The 19,321-nt window shown below is 24.7% G+C and carries 21 protein-coding genes and 1 pseudogene; 5 read left to right on the top strand and 17 right to left on the bottom strand.

The window, feature by feature from the left end; all coding sequences use genetic code 11:
• Positions 1 to 4: 4 nt before the first annotated feature.
• The gene (locus AC4FQW_RS02175) at positions 5 to 163 is read right to left on the bottom strand and encodes a hypothetical protein (RefSeq protein ID WP_491146964.1); all 159 of its coding nucleotides are present in this window, start codon (positions 161 to 163) and stop codon (positions 5 to 7) included.
• A 60-nt stretch (positions 164 to 223) separates the two neighbouring features.
• A complete protein-coding gene (locus tag AC4FQW_RS02170; RefSeq protein WP_491146963.1) occupies positions 224 to 430 on the bottom strand; it encodes a helix-turn-helix transcriptional regulator in 207 nt (68 codons plus the stop codon).
• Positions 431 to 652: 222 nt separating this feature from the next.
• On the opposite strand from AC4FQW_RS02170, the gene AC4FQW_RS02165 reads away from it, so the two are divergent.
• From AC4FQW_RS02165 to AC4FQW_RS02155, 3 genes are all read left to right on the top strand, one after another.
• Positions 653 to 1,006: a helix-turn-helix transcriptional regulator gene (locus AC4FQW_RS02165; RefSeq protein WP_491146962.1), complete on the top strand. Its 354-nt coding sequence runs from the start codon at positions 653 to 655 to the stop codon at positions 1,004 to 1,006.
• A 24-nt stretch (positions 1,007 to 1,030) separates the two neighbouring features.
• Positions 1,031 to 1,498: a hypothetical protein gene (locus AC4FQW_RS02160; RefSeq protein ID WP_491146961.1), complete on the top strand. Its 468-nt coding sequence runs from the start codon at positions 1,031 to 1,033 to the stop codon at positions 1,496 to 1,498.
• An 83-nt stretch (positions 1,499 to 1,581) separates the two neighbouring features.
• On the top strand, positions 1,582 to 3,297 hold the full coding sequence (locus AC4FQW_RS02155) for a recombinase family protein (RefSeq protein WP_491146960.1): 1,716 nt from the start codon (positions 1,582 to 1,584) through the stop codon (positions 3,295 to 3,297).
• Here AC4FQW_RS02155 and AC4FQW_RS02150 read toward each other — a convergent pair.
• From AC4FQW_RS02150 to AC4FQW_RS02140, 3 genes and pseudogenes are all read right to left on the bottom strand, one after another.
• Positions 3,280 to 4,065: pseudogene (locus tag AC4FQW_RS02150) on the bottom strand (FAD-dependent oxidoreductase); the annotation flags it as partial. The gene AC4FQW_RS02155 and the pseudogene AC4FQW_RS02150 overlap by 18 nt on opposite strands.
• A complete protein-coding gene (locus AC4FQW_RS02145) occupies positions 4,062 to 5,051 on the bottom strand; it encodes a sulfide/dihydroorotate dehydrogenase-like FAD/NAD-binding protein (protein ID WP_303130833.1) in 990 nt (329 codons plus the stop codon). The pseudogene AC4FQW_RS02150 and the gene AC4FQW_RS02145, both read right to left, overlap by 4 nt.
• 114 nt (positions 5,052 to 5,165) lie before the next feature.
• Positions 5,166 to 6,251, bottom strand: coding sequence for a D-alanyl-D-alanine carboxypeptidase family protein (locus tag AC4FQW_RS02140; protein ID WP_303130830.1), 1,086 nt, complete (start codon positions 6,249 to 6,251; stop codon positions 5,166 to 5,168).
• Positions 6,252 to 6,352: 101 nt separating this feature from the next.
• Between AC4FQW_RS02140 and AC4FQW_RS02135 the strand changes: the two genes are divergently transcribed.
• Together AC4FQW_RS02135 and ytfJ are read left to right on the top strand one after the other, a co-directional pair.
• Entirely contained in the window at positions 6,353 to 6,904 is a 552-nt protein-coding gene (locus AC4FQW_RS02135; RefSeq protein ID WP_491146959.1) for a DUF2953 domain-containing protein, read from the top strand.
• Positions 6,901 to 7,374, top strand: coding sequence for a GerW family sporulation protein (gene ytfJ, locus AC4FQW_RS02130; RefSeq protein WP_303130824.1), 474 nt, complete (start codon positions 6,901 to 6,903; stop codon positions 7,372 to 7,374). The genes AC4FQW_RS02135 and ytfJ overlap by 4 nt, the downstream gene beginning before the upstream one ends.
• Positions 7,375 to 7,433: 59 nt before the next feature.
• On the opposite strand, the gene scpB is transcribed toward ytfJ, so the two are convergent.
• The 12 genes from scpB to AC4FQW_RS02070 form a co-directional block, all read right to left on the bottom strand.
• Entirely contained in the window at positions 7,434 to 8,027 is a 594-nt protein-coding gene (gene scpB / locus AC4FQW_RS02125) for an SMC-Scp complex subunit ScpB (RefSeq protein ID WP_303130821.1), read from the bottom strand.
• A complete protein-coding gene (locus tag AC4FQW_RS02120; protein ID WP_491146958.1) occupies positions 8,014 to 8,769 on the bottom strand; it encodes a segregation/condensation protein A in 756 nt (251 codons plus the stop codon). Before AC4FQW_RS02120 ends, scpB begins: the two co-directional genes overlap by 14 nt.
• Positions 8,770 to 8,876: 107 nt before the next feature.
• Positions 8,877 to 10,058: a D-alanyl-D-alanine carboxypeptidase family protein gene (locus AC4FQW_RS02115; protein WP_491146957.1), complete on the bottom strand. Its 1,182-nt coding sequence runs from the start codon at positions 10,056 to 10,058 to the stop codon at positions 8,877 to 8,879.
• Between the two features lie 140 nt (positions 10,059 to 10,198).
• Positions 10,199 to 11,077, bottom strand: coding sequence for a tyrosine-type recombinase/integrase (locus AC4FQW_RS02110; RefSeq protein WP_303130817.1), 879 nt, complete (start codon positions 11,075 to 11,077; stop codon positions 10,199 to 10,201).
• A gap of 77 nt (positions 11,078 to 11,154) precedes the next feature.
• Entirely contained in the window at positions 11,155 to 11,790 is a 636-nt protein-coding gene (spoIIM, locus tag AC4FQW_RS02105) for a stage II sporulation protein M (protein WP_303130813.1), read from the bottom strand.
• 114 nt (positions 11,791 to 11,904) lie between these two features.
• Positions 11,905 to 12,423: an NUDIX hydrolase gene (locus AC4FQW_RS02100; protein ID WP_303130811.1), complete on the bottom strand. Its 519-nt coding sequence runs from the start codon at positions 12,421 to 12,423 to the stop codon at positions 11,905 to 11,907.
• A gap of 64 nt (positions 12,424 to 12,487) precedes the next feature.
• A complete protein-coding gene (locus AC4FQW_RS02095; protein ID WP_491146956.1) occupies positions 12,488 to 13,585 on the bottom strand; it encodes a DUF1002 domain-containing protein in 1,098 nt (365 codons plus the stop codon).
• 573 nt (positions 13,586 to 14,158) lie between these two features.
• The gene (locus tag AC4FQW_RS02090) at positions 14,159 to 14,518 is read right to left on the bottom strand and encodes a site-specific integrase (RefSeq protein ID WP_491146955.1); all 360 of its coding nucleotides are present in this window, start codon (positions 14,516 to 14,518) and stop codon (positions 14,159 to 14,161) included.
• 158 nt (positions 14,519 to 14,676) lie between these two features.
• On the bottom strand, positions 14,677 to 15,495 hold the full coding sequence (gene spo0A, locus AC4FQW_RS02085) for a sporulation transcription factor Spo0A (RefSeq protein ID WP_303130436.1): 819 nt from the start codon (positions 15,493 to 15,495) through the stop codon (positions 14,677 to 14,679).
• Positions 15,496 to 15,799: 304 nt separating this feature from the next.
• Positions 15,800 to 16,984 carry a SpoIVB peptidase gene (gene spoIVB, locus AC4FQW_RS02080; RefSeq protein WP_491146954.1) on the bottom strand — a complete coding sequence of 395 codons (1,185 nt, stop codon included), beginning with the start codon at positions 16,982 to 16,984 and terminating at the stop codon, positions 15,800 to 15,802.
• Between the two features lie 161 nt (positions 16,985 to 17,145).
• Entirely contained in the window at positions 17,146 to 18,837 is a 1,692-nt protein-coding gene (gene recN / locus AC4FQW_RS02075) for a DNA repair protein RecN (protein WP_491146953.1), read from the bottom strand.
• A gap of 15 nt (positions 18,838 to 18,852) precedes the next feature.
• The gene (locus tag AC4FQW_RS02070) at positions 18,853 to 19,305 is read right to left on the bottom strand and encodes an arginine repressor (RefSeq protein ID WP_303130432.1); all 453 of its coding nucleotides are present in this window, start codon (positions 19,303 to 19,305) and stop codon (positions 18,853 to 18,855) included.
• Positions 19,306 to 19,321: the final 16 nt, after the last annotated feature.

Here is a 19,321-nt window from a genome sequence, read left to right as displayed (position 1 = left end):
TTTGTTAATCTAATCTCTTTTCTAATCCTTCGGCTATACTCATACTTCCTTCTGGTCCAAACTTTTTATACACTATGTCTGCTAAAATATTTGCCATATGTTTTTCTAGCTTGTCCATATCTTTAGGAAAGTTTAATTCAACCTCATAAATTTTCTTTGCCATAAAATCACACCTAAAATTTTTTCTATATATTTTATGATTTATATAAAATTTTGTTACTATTTAACCTGTAATATTTAGATCTTTAAAAATATCATCCGTTTTACATGCATATACTCTAGCCATTCTTGCTATAAGTTGAGCACTAGGACTAGTTCTCCCTTGTTCTAATTTATAAAAAGTGCTTTTACTTATATTTAAAGCTTTTACTGCTTCTTCTGTTTCAAAGCCAGCATTAATTCTTCTTAATTTAATTGGTGTTAACTTCATCTATATCACTTCCTTTACTAATTTATTATGTTAGGTGATTAACTTGTCTTAGCTTGTCTTTATTATGTCATAATAACCGACAAAAACCAAATATCTTTAAGTCATAAATAATGACATTTCTTTAAATAAACTCTCTATTCCTTTAAATTTCTTTGAAATTCTTTAATTGCCTATTGTTTTTGTCATTAATTATGATAAAATTGTCATATGAGGTGAATTGTTATGTTAGGTGATAAAATAAAAAAACTTAGAAAAGAACTAGGTATGACTCAGCAAGAGCTTTCAAAATCTATTAATGTTAGTAGATCAACAATAGGAATGATTGAAGCAAATAAACAAGGTACTAGTAATGATACATTATTAAAATTAGCTAAAACCTTAAATACAACTGTTGAATATCTACTATCAGAAAATGAATCAATAGATATTCCTGAACTTAATAAAGAAGAAAAATCGTATAAAGAAAAAGAAATAGAAACTATAGCAGCACATTTAGAAGATAAAAATCTAACACCTAAAAAAGTAAAATTGCTTAAAGATTATATAGATGCATTATTTGATGATGATGAATGGTAATCCTTAAAAGGGGGATTGATTGCTTTGACCTATGATGAATTAATTATTGAAGCTGAAAAGGATGGATTAAAAATAAAAGAACTTCCTTTATCTTACGGATTAAAAGGCTTATATAAAAACGGTAAAATAATACTCGATTCAAATTTAAAGACTAATAATGAACGTAATTGTATATTAGCTGAAGAAATCGGGCATCACTACACTACTTATGGAAATATAATAGATGAAAATGATATATCTAATAGAAAGCAGGAATTATTTGCGAGAAAATTGGCTTACAAAAAATTAGTTGGAATTTTAGATATAATAAATGCTTTTAAAATTGGTGTTAGAAATAGATATGAATTAGCTGAATATTTAAATATTACAGAAGGATTTCTTCAAAGTGCTTTAGATTATTATGAAATAAAATATGAAAATTGGTATGAAATAGATAACTATATAATTAGATTTAATCCACTAGGTGTCATTGAAAAATTTCAAGACTTCTAGTGATTATTTTAAAGCCTTAAAGAACGTACGTTCGTAAATAAATTTTAATACTTTACAATATAATTTTATAAGGAGGGATTAATTTGAAAAAGGTAGCTATATATTCAAGAAAATCAAAGTTTACTGGTAAAGGTGATTCAATAGAAAATCAAATAGAAATGTGTAAAGAACATGTTAGAAACTTTATTTCTAAAGATGTTGAATTCATTATCTATGAAGATGAAGGATTTAGTGGTGGAAATATAAATAGACCTCAATTTAAAAAGTTAATGAAAGATATTAAACATAAAAAGATAAATTTATTAATTTGCTATAGATTAGATAGAATCAGTAGAAATGTTTCTGACTTCTCTTCTGTTCTTGATACTTTACAAGAATATAAAGTTGATTTTATTTCTATAAAAGAACAATTTGATACTTCAACTCCTATGGGTAGAGCTATGATTTATATTGCTTCTGTATTTGCACAATTAGAAAGAGAAACTATAGCTGAACGTATTAAAGATAATATGCTTGAGATGGCTAAGAACGGTAAGTGGACAGGTGGTAAAATACCAGTAGGATTTAAATCTAAAAAAACATTTTACTTAGATGATAATGGGATTAAAAGACAACAAACTATATTAGAGCATGATGAAAAAGAAATTGAGTTTGTTAAATTTTTATATGAAAAGTATTTAGAGCTTGGCAGCCTTCATAAATTAGAAATATATACTCATGAAAATAACATAAGATCTCATAGTGGAAAGTTATTTGAAAAAAGTACATTGAAAATCATTTTACAAAATCCTATATATGTTAAATCAACACAAAACGTAACTACTTATCTTAAAAATAATAACTGGACTATATATGGTGAACCAGATAATATTCACTCTCTACTAACTTATAATAAAACTGAAAGTGTAGTTAAAAAAGGTAAACTTACCAAAGCAAATAAAGATATATCTGAACGTATAGCTTCTGTAAGTAATATAATTGGATATTTAGATGATAAACTTTGGCTTAAAGTTCAATTACAATTTGATAAAAATAAGTCTACATTTCCTCGATTAGGTAAAACTCATAATGCTCTACTTGTTGGTAAATTATATTGTGGCAACTGTGGTAGCCGTATGATTTTACAGCATGGAAAAACATCAATTAAAACTGGAGAAAAACTATTTTATTATGTATGCTCTTTAAAGAAAAAATCAAGAAAAGCTTTATGTAGTATTGATAATGTAAAGTTATCTAAAATAGAACATTTAGTTTTAAAATCCTTAAAAGATTTAAGTTATAATAAAAAAGAGTTTATAGATTCTGTAAAAATAAAATATAAAAAAGAAGCAAATAAATCTATAGAGTTACTTTCTTTAAATAAATCATTAGAAGATAAAAAGCAACAAATTAATATTTTAGTAGATAAACTTGCTCATGATGATAAAAACCTTTTAACAGATATATTATTTGAGAAAATCTCAATATTAAAGAAAGAATGTATTGATATAGAAAATAAAATAGAAACTTTAAATAAAGAAAAAATTAAAATAGAAAATTCATCACTAGAAATATCTTTTATAGAATCTTTATTGAATAAATGTTCCTTTATTGATAAAATTAGTCATGAAGAACAAAAACAAATAATAAATGCATTAATAGATAGTATTTATTATTATAAAGAAGATGATGATAAATATAAAATAAAAATAAACTTTGTTGGATCTATTGAAGAAATAAGTTCTTCAAATTTAGATAGTAATTGTAAAAGGCAGCTTGATAAGTTGTCCTTTTACTTACACGGCATGTCCAGTATCTAACAAGATAATATTTTCTGCAAATTCTTTTAAAGCATATTGCTGACAAACTTTACTACTTAACTTATTATAATTTACATCTTCTTCTGGTATTTTAAGTACTACTACTCCCTTTTCATTTAATTCATTTACTATTTCTTTTGATAAACTATCTTTTGATAATTTACAAGACCCAGAAAAGGCCCCTAATTCATCACTTGCTCTTTCACCTTTTATATCTTCAATATTGCATCTTTCACTTATACTAATTCTTGGTCCAAATGCTGGACATCTTAATACACACATTGAGCATCCATTACCATATCTTAAGCAATTTCCCATAGGTCCAGTTGATCCAGTTGTTTCTATAAATACATCTCCATCTATGCATGTATCATCAGTCAATACTATTTTTTGTATTAATTTATCTTTAAATTCTACATCCTTAACCCTAGTTTCCATATATAAATTAATACCCATATTCTTCAAATGAGATTTAACTAATCCTTCTACTAAATTTACATCATATAAACTAGCATGTTTATGACCTGGAAACTCTATATTTTTATGTCTTGCACAATCATCAGTAATTTTAATTAAATCCCCTGCTCCTAATGCAATTAATTCTTCTGACGCAGTAAATCTTCCATTATTTCTCATTATCCCACCTACATTACCAAGTCCAAGAAGTAAGTCAGTTTTTTCAAATAAATGAACATCTGCACCTGCTTTTTTAGCTGTAATAGCAGCTGCAACCCCAGACCAACCTCCACCTATTATAACTACCTTCATATTAATCTCCTTTCTTCAAATATGTTTCTAGGATTTGTTTGGATTTTACAAAATCTTTTTACCTTATGACCTTTATATCTAGCTGTACATGCTCCACAAACTCCTTCGCCACAACACATTTTAAAATTATTACAACAAGATAATAGTACTTCATCTTTTCCTAACTCATGCAAATAATTTATAATATTATATGTCAATATATCTGCTCCTCCTATGTGTATATAATTAACTCCTTTTTCTATATTATTATATATTCTATATTTCAATTCATCTGTTAATTTTCCATTTACCAATGTATTTATATTTAGACTACTATCAACATATTTACTTACAAAGTTATCTATAAATTCTTCATTTAATGATGAATAATCTAAAATACAATCAATTGAACAATTTTGTAATCTTAATTTTCTTAATATTGGAATCATAGGAGCAATTCCTATCCCTCTTCCAATTATCATGCAATTAGTGTTTACTTGTTTTTCTATATTTTTAATTCCAAATATTCCATTCCAATAAGGTGCTCTTATATTTATAAAATCTCCAACTTTAAAATTTAATAATTTTTTCGTTTTAATTCCTCTTATTTCTATAGCCATAGTTATACAATCATTATTTGTATTAGATTCTAATATTGATATAGGAAAATCAAAATTTTTATCATCATCAGGACATAAAAAAACAAAACTTCCTGGATTAATTAAATCCAAAGCTAGTTTGTGAGTAACTTTTATTTTAATTACTATAACTTTTCCATCATAATTTTTTATATCTAATATATTGCAATTAAACTTTTCTCTTTTTTCTTTTGCTTTATTTCCATTGTTAAAAAATTCCTGATATATACAAACTCCTTTCCAATTTATACAATCACAAAAGCATTTACCTTGTAATTGTGAGCATAAAATACATTCACCCGTTTCTGCTAATTTGCATGGACAATATTCACTCCCAGCATCAATACAGTCTATGTCTTCTCTAATCATTATTTCCCCCTAAAACTTATTTCTCCTAATAAGATATTAGTTAAGTATTTATTTTGTTCTTAATATACAGAAAAAAGTATGATAAAACCAATTTGGTGTTATCATACTTTTTTATTATTTGAATGTTATTATATTATCTAAATCTTCTCTTTTCATATTTCTAGATAATTTTAACTGTTGTTCAATATTATTATTTTTTGATTTTATCTTACTATTTTTAAATGCTCCTATTATATCTCCCTTATTTAAATTTGTATAAGGTTTAAATACTTCTAATTCATATTCTGTATTATCTTCACTATAAGATTTAATTATTTCTTCTTCACTAATATTTTGTGCCAACAAAGGATTTACTTGTTCTAAGACTAGCTGTTTACTATTTAATAAATTAAATGAATATGTATCTTTTATGTAGTTAAATATTTTTTCAGTTTGATTCCACCTATCTGGACAATTTAATACAACTATTATTATATCTCTTCCATCCTTATTCACAGAAGAGACTAGACACTTACCAGCTCCACCAGTATAACCTGTTTTTATTCCATTTGCTCCTGGAATTTTCCAAAGAATTTTATTGATATTATTATAATCTCTTGAAAATCCATATCTTTCTTTATTTATAGACTTAGTTCCTACTATTTCTCTAAAAATATCATAATTCATTGCAGCTGATGATAATATTGCTAAATCATAAGCTGATGAATAATGATCTTCTTTATCTAACCCATGTGGAGTTTGAAAATGTGAATCTAAAATTCCTATACCAATAGCAAAATGATTCATTTTTTCTGCAAATCCTTCTACTGAACCTCCAATACCTTCTGCAATTGCTATAGCTGCATCATTACCTGACTTGTACATTAAGCCATATAATAACTCTCTTAATTTTATTTTTTCACCAGCTTTATAGCCAACCTTTGATCCTCTAACAGATGCTGCATTTTTTGAAATCTCAAATTCTTCATTTAAATCTCCATTTTCTATTGCAACTAATGCAGTAAGTATTTTTGTTGTACTAGCCATTTTAACTATTTCAAAAGCATTTTGTTCATATAAAATTTGTTTACTTTCTTTATCTATTGCTATTGCATTTCTAGCAGATACTTTAAGATTAGTATCAGCAAAAGCATTTATAGAAAATATATTTAAAATAAAACAAATTAGAAGTGCCTGTATTATGTATTTAATTTTTCTCATAAAATCACCTCATTATTATTTTTAAATAATCTTTTTCTAATATTCATAGTATATTTTTCCTAATAATTGCTCAGAATATTAATATTGTAGGGAGGTTTAAAATGAAAGTTTCTAATTTTGTATTATTAATTATAATGCTCATTATATTAACTCCTATTCCAATAAAATTTAGTGTATTTTATGAAGATAAGGTTTTAAATGTAAAATTTTATAATTTTTCAGCAATATCAACTAATAAAAAAGATAAAAATTTACCAAATAAGTTTATTAAAAATTTAAATAAAAAGTTAAATTTAAATTATGTAAAGTTTATAAACAATATTTTTTCAAATATAAATAAATATAATGCTAAACCTTCCATTAAACTTTTAGGAAGTTTAGATTATTCATTAGGAGATGCATGTAAAACAGCAATTACATATGGAATTTTAAGTTCATTTTTAGCATTTTTATATAGATACATTAGCATAATATTTAAAGTTAACAATTCAAATTTTAATATTAATCCTATATTTAAAGAATATTCTTTTATTAATATTCATCTTAAATGTATATTATATTTATCTTTTGGAAAAATTATTTATATATTAGTTTTAATATTAAAATCTTTAATTGAATCTAGGGAGGTGAACCCTGTTAAAGGGGATTTATGAACAAAGAACATCCAATTCAAAATTTAATGAAAAGTACAATGGAAAATATAAGAGATATGGTTGATGTTAATACAATTATAGGTGATGCTGTAGAAACTAGAGATGGAACATATATTATTCCTATATCAAAAGTATCTTTTGGTTTTGCATCAGGTGGTACAGAATTTGATTCTCCAAATAAGGTATCATCAGATTTTGAAATAGACTATCCTTTTGGTGGTGGATCAGGAGCTGGTGTATCAGTAAAACCAGTTGCATTTTTAGTTGTAAGAGAAAATTCAGTAAGGTTATTACCAGTAGAACAAGATAATACATATGATAGGATAGTAGATACTGTACCTCAAGTTCTTGAATTATTTAAAGATACATTCTGTAAAAAAGAACAAAGTAGTTGCGAAAATAAAAAAGAAAATCAAGATGTTAATATAAACATAGATGCAAGCACTAAAACTATAGATGTTGATGATTAAAAAATAAAAGCATAGTTGGATTAACCCTCTATGCTTTTATTTTTTAATTATCTTTGCATCTATTCATTAATATCTTCTATTTCTTCTGTTACAGCTACTTCAAATAATTCTAATGATGGTAATTCTTTTATAGAAGATAATCCAAATTGTCTTAAAAACTCATTTGTTGTTCCATAAAGGATTGGTCTTCCTGGAACTTCAAGTCTTCCAACCTCTTCTACAAGATCTCTTTCTAATAATTTTTGAATTGCGCTTTCTGATTTAACACCTCTTATTTCATCTATGTCAACTCTAGTTATTGGTTGTTTATATGCTATTATAGATAAACTTTCTAAAGATGCTTGACTTAATGATTGTCTTTTATTTTTCTTTAATAACTTTTGAATATAATTTGAATATTCATTTTTTGTAACTAATTGATAAGATCCATTTATATTTATTAACTTAATGCCTCTATTTGATATTTCATATTCTAAACTTAATTCAGAAATTATTTCTTCTAAGTATTTAGGAGTTACTTCTAAATTAATAGCTAAGTCTCTTAATGTTAAAGGCTCTCCACTTACAAATAGTAGTGCTTCTATAGCTCCTTTAATAGGATCTTTTCTAGATATTTCTTTAAATTCAAATTGCCCTACACTAACTTTCTCCATTACCGTCACATCCTTTTATAATTATGTCTTCAAAATTAGAGCTTTGATATATTTTAACTTGTTTTTGTTTAATTAATTCTAATAAAGCTAAAAATGTAACAACACACTCTAACTTATTTTCACATTTATTAATAAACTCACTAAACTTTCTTATATTATTTTTCTTTAAAGATTTAAGTATATAATCATATTTATCTTCTATTTTATATTGATCTGTCTTTATATTTCTTTGAATAATATTAAAATCATTTTTTTTATTTTTGTTTACTTCAAGTAATTTATTATATATATTATATAGGTCTATTAAAGTTAAATCTTTAAATAATTCTTTATTATCGATTTTATTATCACTTATATCTTCTATAATTTCTGGTTTTTTAGAATAACTTATATTATTTTCTAAAGAAACTTTTTTGAAATATTCAGTAGATGCTTTTATTTTTTTATATAATATTAATTTTTCTAAGAGCTTTTTTTCAACATCTTCTTCAACTTCCTCTACCTTTTTTACTTTAGGTAAAAGACTTTTTGATTTTATTTCTATCAAGGTAGCAGCTATAACTATAAATTCAGATGTAATCTCTAAATCCATCTCCTTCATAGTATCTAAATACTGCAAATATTGATTTGTTATTTTATAAATTTCTACATTATATATATTCATCTTATTTTTTTTAATAAGATACAAAAGCAAATCAAATGGACCTTCAAAGTCCGCTACCCTTATTTTTGGTAGTTCCATAAATACACACCTTTCAACTAAAATAACATTATAATTATATAATAAAATTGTATTAATTTAAATTAAAAAATAAAGAAGCTATATAATATATAGCTTCTTTATTTTTATTATTTAAACTTTGGAATTAAATTTTTAATTTTAAACTTAACTTTTTCGAATATGTTAGGATTACTTATTTCTCTATCTGTATATATTTCAACTTCTCCAACTTTTTGATCATCTATATATACTTCACACTTTCCAACAATTTCTCCTGAATCATATTTCTTTTTGTTGTTATCAAATTTAATTTCATTTTTAATTTCACCTTTAGAACCTTTTTCTACAACTACATTTAAATCTGTTTTAGCTTTAGCAATAAAATATTTATCAGTATCAGGTCCCATAAATACTTTACCTATTTCTTCATCTTTACCTAATAATTTTTTACCAGTAAATTTTGAAAATCCATAATTAAGAAGTAAACTTGCATCTCTATTTCTTATTTTAAATGTAGGAGCACCCATAATAACACTTAACATTCTTACTCCATCACGTGTTGCTGTTGCTGATATACAATATTTTGCTTCTGATGTATATCCTGTTTTTAATCCATCACAGCCTTTAAAAAATCTTACAAGCTTATTGTGATTAACTAATTCAATTGGAGATTTTCTTCCTTCTGATATAGTTTCCATGTAAGTTCCAGTATATTTTAATATCTTGTTATGTTTTAATAATTCCATAGACATTAAAGATATATCCTTAGCTGTTGATAAATGTCCTTCAGCTGGTAAACCAGTACAATTTTTAAAGGTAGTATTTTTCATTCCAAGTTCTTGAGCTCTTTTATTCATAAGTTCAACAAAACTTTCTTCTGATCCTGCTAAATATTCAGCCATTGCAACTGCTGCATCATTTCCTGATGCTATTGCTATTCCTTTAAAAATATCTTCTACAGTTCTAACTTCACCTGTATCTAATAACATTGTACTTCCACCCATTTTTTTGGCATTTTCACTACATGTTATTTTATCATTTAATTTAATTTTTCCAGAGTCAACTGCTTCCATTGCTAGTAACATAGTCATTATTTTAGTAACTGATGCAGGAGCGAATTTTTCATCTGAATTTTTTTCATATATAATTTTACCTGTAGTAGGTTCAATTAATAATGCAGATTTAGCTTCTATTTTCATCTTATCATCTGATTTATCATTTGCAATTGCTTGTATTGGTGCGAATGGTAACATTAAAAATGTCATAATTAATAAAAGTATTTTTGAAAATTTACTACATATTTTTTTCATATAAAATCCTCCCTTCGATATTAGTGTTACCATAGAAAGAATAATTAAAGCTGTTATTTATTTCATATTTTAGAAAAATAAAAAACTAGCCAAGTATGGCTAGTTTTTAAATTATTTACCACTAATACTTAATTTAATTTTTATGCTCTTGGATGTGAGTTTTTATATACTAGATTAATTTTATCACTATTTATTATTTCATAATAAGTATCCATATAGGTTAATACTTGATTACCTAATAATTTTTGAACAGCTCGTACATTAGCACCATTTTGTAACATATGAACAGCAAAAGAATGTCTAAAAGTATTAAGATTTACATCTTTTTTTATTCCAGCTTTATGAGAATATTCTTTTACTATTCTCCATATCCCTTGCCTTGTTAATCCTCTTCCATTAAGATTTACAAATAACTTATTAACTCCACTTTCTGCAATTTCATCTCTTACTAATATATATTCTTCAAGAGCTCTAATAGCACTTCGTCCTATTGGAATTAATCTTTCACATTTTTTGTTATCTGTACATTTTACAAATGATAAATCTAAATTAATATCTTCTACATCTAATGATATTAATTCTGATACTTTCATTCCAGTAGCATACATAAGTTCTAATAAAGCATTGTCTCTTATTCCTTTTACTCCATTCTTTTCTACACATTTTATTATTTTATCGACTTCATCTACAGTTAAAATTTGAGGTAATTTTTTATTTGTTTTTGTACTCTTATAAGATATTTTAGGAATATCATCTATCTTACCTTCATTTTTTAAAAAACTATAAAAACTTCTAAGACTAATCACTATTCTATTTATTGATCTTTCAGATTTTCCATTTTTCAAAAGATTATTTATATACTCTATAATTGAATTATTATTTGATGTATATAATGGTTTTTTAGTTGAGTTAAGAAACTTAATAAAAAGATTAACATCAGTTACATATGCATATACTGTATTTTCACTTTTTTCATTATTTAATAAATACCTTTTGTAATTCTCTATAATTTCTAACATTATTCTCTCCTAAAACATTGCTTTATATATTGAATATTTTATACTTCTTTTTTAAAACATCATTAGCTAACCATTATTTATAAATATACATTTTTTAATATTACTTTAATTATATTAGGACATACATATGTTTCTATTATTATTCCAATAATAAAAATACATAGCAATGCAATTATTAAATTTGCTCCACCTTTATTCAACATTAAATTTTTTATAGGTGTTCTTTTTATAAACTTCTCTTTAAATTTCATAGTTGATAAATTAAGTCCTAATATACTTATAGCTATTATACAGGGAATATATATTATATTTTGTGGTATTATAGATGCCAATGCAATTCCAAGCCCCTTACCATTAAAAGTTGTAAGTAAAAAAGTAAATGTATAACCTAATGTGAAGCCTTTAACTAAATTAAGAGCAAGTATTAGTGGTGCTCCAAAAAAAGTGAAACTTAATAAAATTATTGGCGCTATTAAAAATATATTCTTCTTTAATACTTCTAATAACAAAATTCCATAATCTATTGTCTTTTTTTCTATACTATTTACAAAACTTGTATAATAATTAGCTAGGTCTTGTCTATCTATATAATTCATACTTTTTATAGCATATACTCCTAATACAATACCAACACAAAAAAATAATATTACTAATAAATAATATACTTTTTGTTCCTCAAAAGTTTTACTTAATTTATTTAATGAAAAATGCATCTCTCTATCCTCCTAAAGTATTATAACTAATACTATGATTAGGAACTTAAATTTATTCTAAAAATATGTAAAATAAAAAGAAGTAATATTATAAATATTACTTCTTTTTATTAATTATAAATACATAAATGCTGAAATTGTTTTTGTATCTATTATTTTACCTGATTTTATCATTTCTTTTACTTCTTTTAATTTGTAAGGTTCTGCTTCTATAAATTCATCTTCATCTCCACCTTTTATTCCTTTGTAAAGATTTGTTGCTTTATAAAGATGAATTCTTTCATCAGTAAACCCAGCACCAGTAGCTATAGTTCCTAAATATTCTATATTTTCTGATTTATAACCTGTTTCTTCCTCAAGTTCTCTTATAGCACATAATTTTGGATCTTCTCCTGCCTCTAATTTGCCAGCAGGTATTTCAAGTAATATATCATTTAAAGCTACTCTAAATTGTTTTACTAATAATATTGTTTCATCATCTAAAAACGCTAAAATAGCAGCTGCACCTGGATGTCTTATTACATCTCTACTACCTTCATTTCCATCTGGAAGCTTAACATTTATATTTACAAATTTTAAGAAATTCCCCTTATATTTTAGTTCTTCGTTTAATATTTCTTCTTTTAAGTCCATATAATCTCTCCTTTTAATGAATGTATATTTATAGTATATAATTATTAAATTAATTTTACAAATTTTACTCTATATTAAATATACCTTTTATCCATGATACAAAACTGTCAAAAATATTTTTATCACCTGAATTAGAATTGTTTTCATTTGATGAAGATTGACTGTTTTCATTAGAATTATTATTTTCTGTTTTAGTTCCTTCCGTATTGCTTGTTACAACAGTATTTCCTGATAATGCTGAATCGTTAGTTTCATTTATTATACCTGAGTTTTGATTATTATTTTTCTGTTCTGATCCATTAAAGAAGTTCTTTATGCTAGTCCAAATTTTATCAAAAAGCCCTGAGTTTTTTATAGCTTCTCCAGACTCCTTTAATACCTCATTTATATTGTTTCCAATTTCATTTAATGTCTTTTTTAGTTCATCATAATTATAATCTTGTTTCCCTATATTAACCATTAAATCTTGTAATTCTTTTTTATTTTCTGGAGAAAGATTTATATTATAATTATTAGTTATATTATTAATTATTTTAGTAACTGCTTGTTCATCTTTTGCTTTATCTTTAATTACCTCTGTTTTTACATCATTTACAACAGCAGCAGCTTTTTCTTTTCCTATACTAGAATTATCAGCTAAATTTCCTGTTACTATTAACTCTTTATTTGCTAATTCTTTTTTCTTATTATCAAGCTTTTCTCCGGTGGAATCTTCAAATCCTTTTAATATTCCTGTTAAAGCTCCTGTACCTGAAACTTGAAATGGAGCTGCTGCTATTACATTAGCATCATTAACTCCAGCTGTAACCAATGTATTAGTAATCATTGCTGCTGTAACCCAAGTTAAATTAACAGTTTTAACATTTATTCCATTACCTTTTTCTGTAGGTTGCACATATGAACAAGATATAGTTTTATTTCCTATTTCATTTTCAGTAGCTATTCCTTTTAGAGCTTCTCTTTCTTCTTTATTATTTATAGTTATTAACTGATAAGTACCTTCTTTCGCATTAAAATATTTAAGCATTTCTTCTTTTTGCTTTGATGTTAAATTAGCACCTAAAGTTATTACATTAAATTGATCAGCAAATGCTACATTTCCTACTATACCAGTAAAAACAGATGCTATTATAAGAATTTTTGCTATAAAAGTTTTTTTCATTTTAACTCTCCTTTATTGTCTTTAATTAATTTGTACTTTATTATTATAATTTTTTATTCTTAATAGAATATTATTTAAATATTAAATTTTTCTTATCTATTTAATAATCATTTACGAGTATATTATATAAGAATATATATTTTTTTATTTATTTACGAGTATTTCTTTTAAGATTTATTTTATTTTATAAATTAAAGCGTTATAGAGTAATAACAATTAACTAAATTTGAATAATCTCTGAAATATATCTAGAGATTTTTTCATAAAAAGAGCTTAAATTATTTAGAACTTAAATTATTTAGAGTCTGATATAAATAGAAATTAAAATTTAATCATAATATTATTGTTATTAAATTTTAATTTAAAAGTATTTAACTTTATTTTTTGTAAACTCTAAATATTCTTTAATATCTTTTGTTTTAACTTTAAGTGGTGAAAAAATCTTTTTATCATTTTACATATATTTTACAAATAATTTTAATGTACCTTCATAATATTTCAATATTTTTTAGTTAAATTTTTATTAGTACAATAAGTCATAAACTCATTAAATTTTATAATATTCCTTTTATTTTAAATATAGAAAAGAATATTATTGATTGATATAATCTTATATTTGTTAAGTGTTGATTCTAATATTTCTTTACCTATATCTCTTCGATTATTTTGATAAGTTTTATTAAGACTTTTCTCATCAGCCACATAACTATATTTACCTCTCTCTTTAGTGAACTGTAAATATTCCTCAATGACATCTTTATTTACTTCCTCTATACTCATAATTCCTTTTTCCTCTTCAAGGTATTTACAAAATAAAGTTAATGATTGATAATAAGATTTTATGGTTTTAGGTGCTAATCCTTTTAATGTACAGCTATCTATAAAATCTTGAATATATGTAATATAATCTTTTTTTCTTTTAATTCTTGGCATAAAAAATACCTCCTATCTATCAAGTTTATAAACTCAATAAATAGAAGGTATATTTAATACTATCTCTAAATATTTATTGTACTTCTTTTTAAAAAATTAGTAGCTATTTTGTAATGTTTATCGCTATAGCCTTTTCAACTTTGGCTCAACCAAGCTATTTAACTCACTTTATTTTTAAGTCTTAATTTATCTGCAATAATTGCTATAAATTCTGAATTAGTAGGCTTACCTTTATCATTATGAATTGTATAACCAAAAAGCTTATTTATGGCATCTATTTGACCTCTGCCCCATGCAACTTCTATAGCATGTCTTATTGCTCTTTCAACCCTTGATGCAGTTGTATTATATTTTTTAGCTATTGAAGGATATAATTCTTTAGTTACAGCTGATAATAATTCCATATCATTAACAACCATAGTTATAGCTTCTCTTAAATACATATACCCCTTTATATGTGCAGGAACTCCTATTTCATGTATTATACTTGTTATTTCTGTTTCTAAATCTACTGGTTCATTTGATGAAATTGATGAATGAACTGAACTATCATGACTTTGATATCTTGAAGTATTAGATAAATTTTTATTTGTATTTGAACTAAACATTTCTCTAATCCTTTTAGTAAATATATCCATATCAAACGGCTTAACTACATAATAATCTGCTCCTAATGTAATAGCTTGTTGTGTTATTTTATCTTGTCCTACTGCTGATAAAATAATAACTCGTGGCATTTTTTCTAACTTCATATTATTTAACTTCTCTAAAACCCCTAATCCATCTAAATGTGGCATGATAATATCCAAAATTACTAAATCAGGCTTTCTTTCCTCTATTAATGTTAATGCTTCCCTTCCATCCTTTGCTATACCTGTTACGACAATATCTTTTTGATTTAATAAGTAATCATTTAATATACTGCAAAATTCCTTATTATCATCAGCTATAAGTATAGATATTTTTGAATTTTCCATGTATTTCTCCCCTTTATCCATTTTTTATTCTATATATACCCACAAAACAATCACTATATATCAGAATATACTTAAATATTAATTCTTACAAGTAATTTATTCGACATTTCTTTAAAAATTCCTTTTATATAGCTAGTTTTTATTTTAATAAAGTTAGCTTATACTTTTATTCCACTATTTGTAAATTATACACTATCAATCGTTCTTTGTCTATATTTATTGTAAAAAAATACCACTTAATGTATTAAAGAAGCTTTATTTTGCAAAAACAGGCAAGATAAAATTTCTTGCCTGTCTTTTTTACTTATTTTATTATTCCAGCATCTTTTAACATCCAATCTATATATATTCCATACCCTACATCTGGTTTATTTATTAATACATGAGTAACAGCTCCTATTATTTTCCCATTTTGTATAATTGGACTTCCACTCATTCCTTGAACTATACCACCAGTTTTTTGTAAAAGTTCTTCATCAGTAACTTTTATAATCATACTTTTAGGACTAGGACTTTCCTGATTTAATTTTTTTATAATTTCTATATCATATTCTTTAGGTCCAGTTTCATCTATAGTTGTTATAATTTTAGCTTTACCTAAATTTATTTCATTTCTAAATCCTACTGGTAACTTTTCATTTAAATTATTATTTATATTCTTTTTATTTTCTAAACCAAATATTCCACACTCAGTATTTTTTTCTATTTTCCCAATAGGAGTTTCTTCATTAGTAAATATGCCCTTCAATTCCCCAGGAGAACCTTTCTCCCCTTTTCTTAAACTTATTATAGATGCATCTAATAAATCCCCTGACTTAACAGAAAATCTAGTATTAGTATCTCCATCGGTAATTGGATGTCCTAAGGCTCCAAATTTTTTACTTTCTTCATGATAAAATGTTAAAGTACCAACTCCAGCTGTTGAATCTCTTACCCATAGTCCTAATTTAAACTCGTTATTCTCTTTTAATAGTTTCACATTTTTTGTTATTATACTTCCATTTCTGTTTATAGTTAATTTAACTTCTTCATTTTTTGAAGTTTTTATAAAATTATTTAATTCTTTAGTAGTACATATATTTTTACCATTTATCTTTGTTATTAAATCTCCAATTTCTATTTCTGATTTTTTTCCTGGACTTTCACTTCTATTACTATTTACAATAACATCTGAAAATCCAACTACTAAAACTCCATCTGAAGAAAGTCTAACACCAACACTAGTACCACCAGGATACAACTTTAAATCTTTAACATTTTCAACTGAAACTGACTTAAGAGGAATTAAACCCATAAAACTTATATCAACAGAATCTTCACCATAAGTTACATAATTTAATGGATTCATAGAATCAAACATAGAAGTAGTTTCTATAGCATTATTTGTATATATCTTATCTGGCATATCTTTAAGAGTAAATATTGTTGTTGATATTAAAATAAGCATTAAACTAGACATTAAACTTATTGATTTTATAACTTTTTTCATATTATCTCTCCTCCTTTGTCTTTATATTTAAGTTACCCTTAGGACATGCTATGTATTCTATATTAACATTTCTATAATAGACAAAATTTTAAAAAATAAAAAAATAAAACCACGTAATTACCGTGATTTTATTTTTTCCAATTATCACTCTATATATGTATTTATATAGATTTTAATTCACTTTTTTTTATAATAGAATTATTAAACATTTCTCTTACATTTTCCAGTGTTGCATTAGTTACACTATCTCCGCCTAACATTGTAGCTACTTGATATATTTTTTCTTCATTTGATAATAATCTTATATTTGTAAAAGTTTTTTCATTTCTAATTTCCTTTGAAACAAAATAATGATGATCTGAAAGAATAGCTATTTGTGGTAAGTGAGTTATACATAATACTTGATGATTTTTTGATACTTGATACATTTTTTCTCCAACTCTTTGTCCTACTTGACCACTTATACCAGTATCTATCTCATCAAAAATTAAAGTAGGTATATCATCTTTATCTGCAAAAACACATTTTAAAGCTAGCATTATTCTTGACAATTCCCCACCAGATAAAACTTTTTCTAATGATTTCATAGGTTCACCAGGATTAGTTGAAATCATAAATGTAACATCATCAAATCCTTTTTCATCAAAATTTTCTTTAGTTTCTATTAAGATATTCATATTAGATTTATCCAATCCAACATAAGAAAGTTCCGTTAAAATCTTTTCTCTAAGTTCTCCACTATATTTCTTTCTTATACTTGATATTTTTTCACCTAATAATTTCATATCATTATATATTATTTTTTCTTCTTCTTTCAATTCTTTTATTATTTCTTCTGCATTAATTAACTCTTCATATTGCTGCTTTAAATTATTATAAGTATCTAACACAGCTTCAATAGAACCACCATATTTTTTCTTGTAACTATTTATTAAAAATAGTCTTTCATTTATTTTAGATAATTCTTCTTCATCATAATATATTTCTTCTAAAATATCTCTTAATTCTCTAGAAGTTTCTTCTATGTTATAAAAAGCTTCTTCTATTATTTCACGCTTTTCTTTTATTTTAGAAAGATGCTCTTCAACATAACCTAATTCAGTTAAAACTTTAGATATATTTTCTATTATACCGGCTGATTCAACACCATTTAACAAATTATAACTAACACTAACTGATTTTGTTATTTTTTCTGCATTTGATAAAATATTATACTGATCTTTTAAATCTTCTTCTTCACCAATCTTAAGATTTGCTTTGTCTATATCTTCAATTTGAAATTTAATATAATCAGCAAGTTTTTCTTTATCATTATTTCCACTTATAGACTTAATTTTTTCTCTTATATTTAAAAGTTTATTTCTTAAATCTAAAAATTTCTTTATTTCAACTTCAACTTCACTACCTATATAATTATCTAAATAATTCACATGACTACTTTTTTGTAGAAGATTTTGACTTTGATGCTGTCCATGAATATCTAATAACTTTTCACGTATCTTCCTTAATTGAGATACAATAAAACTTTTCCCGTTCACCTTTATTATGGTTTTTCCACTTATTAATGTTTCTCTAGATATTATTAATACATCATCTGATTCAATTTCTAATTCATTTAAAACTCCTCTTAAATCATTTGAATCTATACTAAATATAGCCTCAACTCTTGTTCTTTCTTCACCAGTTCTAATTAAATCTTTAGAAAACTTACCACCTAATACATAATCTATAGCATCAATTAATATTGATTTACCTGCACCAGTTTCTCCTGATAATATATTAAATCCACTTCCTAAATCTAAAGAAATATTTTCAATAAGAGCAAAATTTTTAATATTTAACTGTATCAGCATTTATATCACCTATATTTAATCATTAATTCTACTATTTATTTTTTCTACAAGATTTTCTGCTCCACTAATACTTCTAACCAATATAAATATAGTATTATCTCCAGCTACAGTTCCAGCTATATCATCAAAATCAAGACTATCTATAGCTTCTGCTGCTGCTGAAGCACCACCTGTAAAAGTTTTTACCACTACCATCTTATCTATATTTTCAACACTTACTACTGCATTTTTTAAAATATTTGCAAGTTTATCTGTTATATTTGTAGTATCTTTAGTTGGAACTACATACTTATACTTTCCAAAAGCAGATTGCATTTTCAATAGCTTTAAATTTTTTATATCTCTTGAAACTGTAGCTTGAGTAACATCAAAACCTGATTTTTTTAGTTCTTCTGCAAGCTCTTCTTGTGTTTCTATATCCTTTTCTTTTATTATCTCTAATATTCTTTCATGTCTTTTTGATTTCACTGTACCTCACCATCTC

The organism is Clostridium sp. TJA085, from assembly GCF_058310235.1.
Note: the sequence above shows the minus strand (reverse complement) of the source record. Positions and strands in the feature narration are given on the sequence as shown.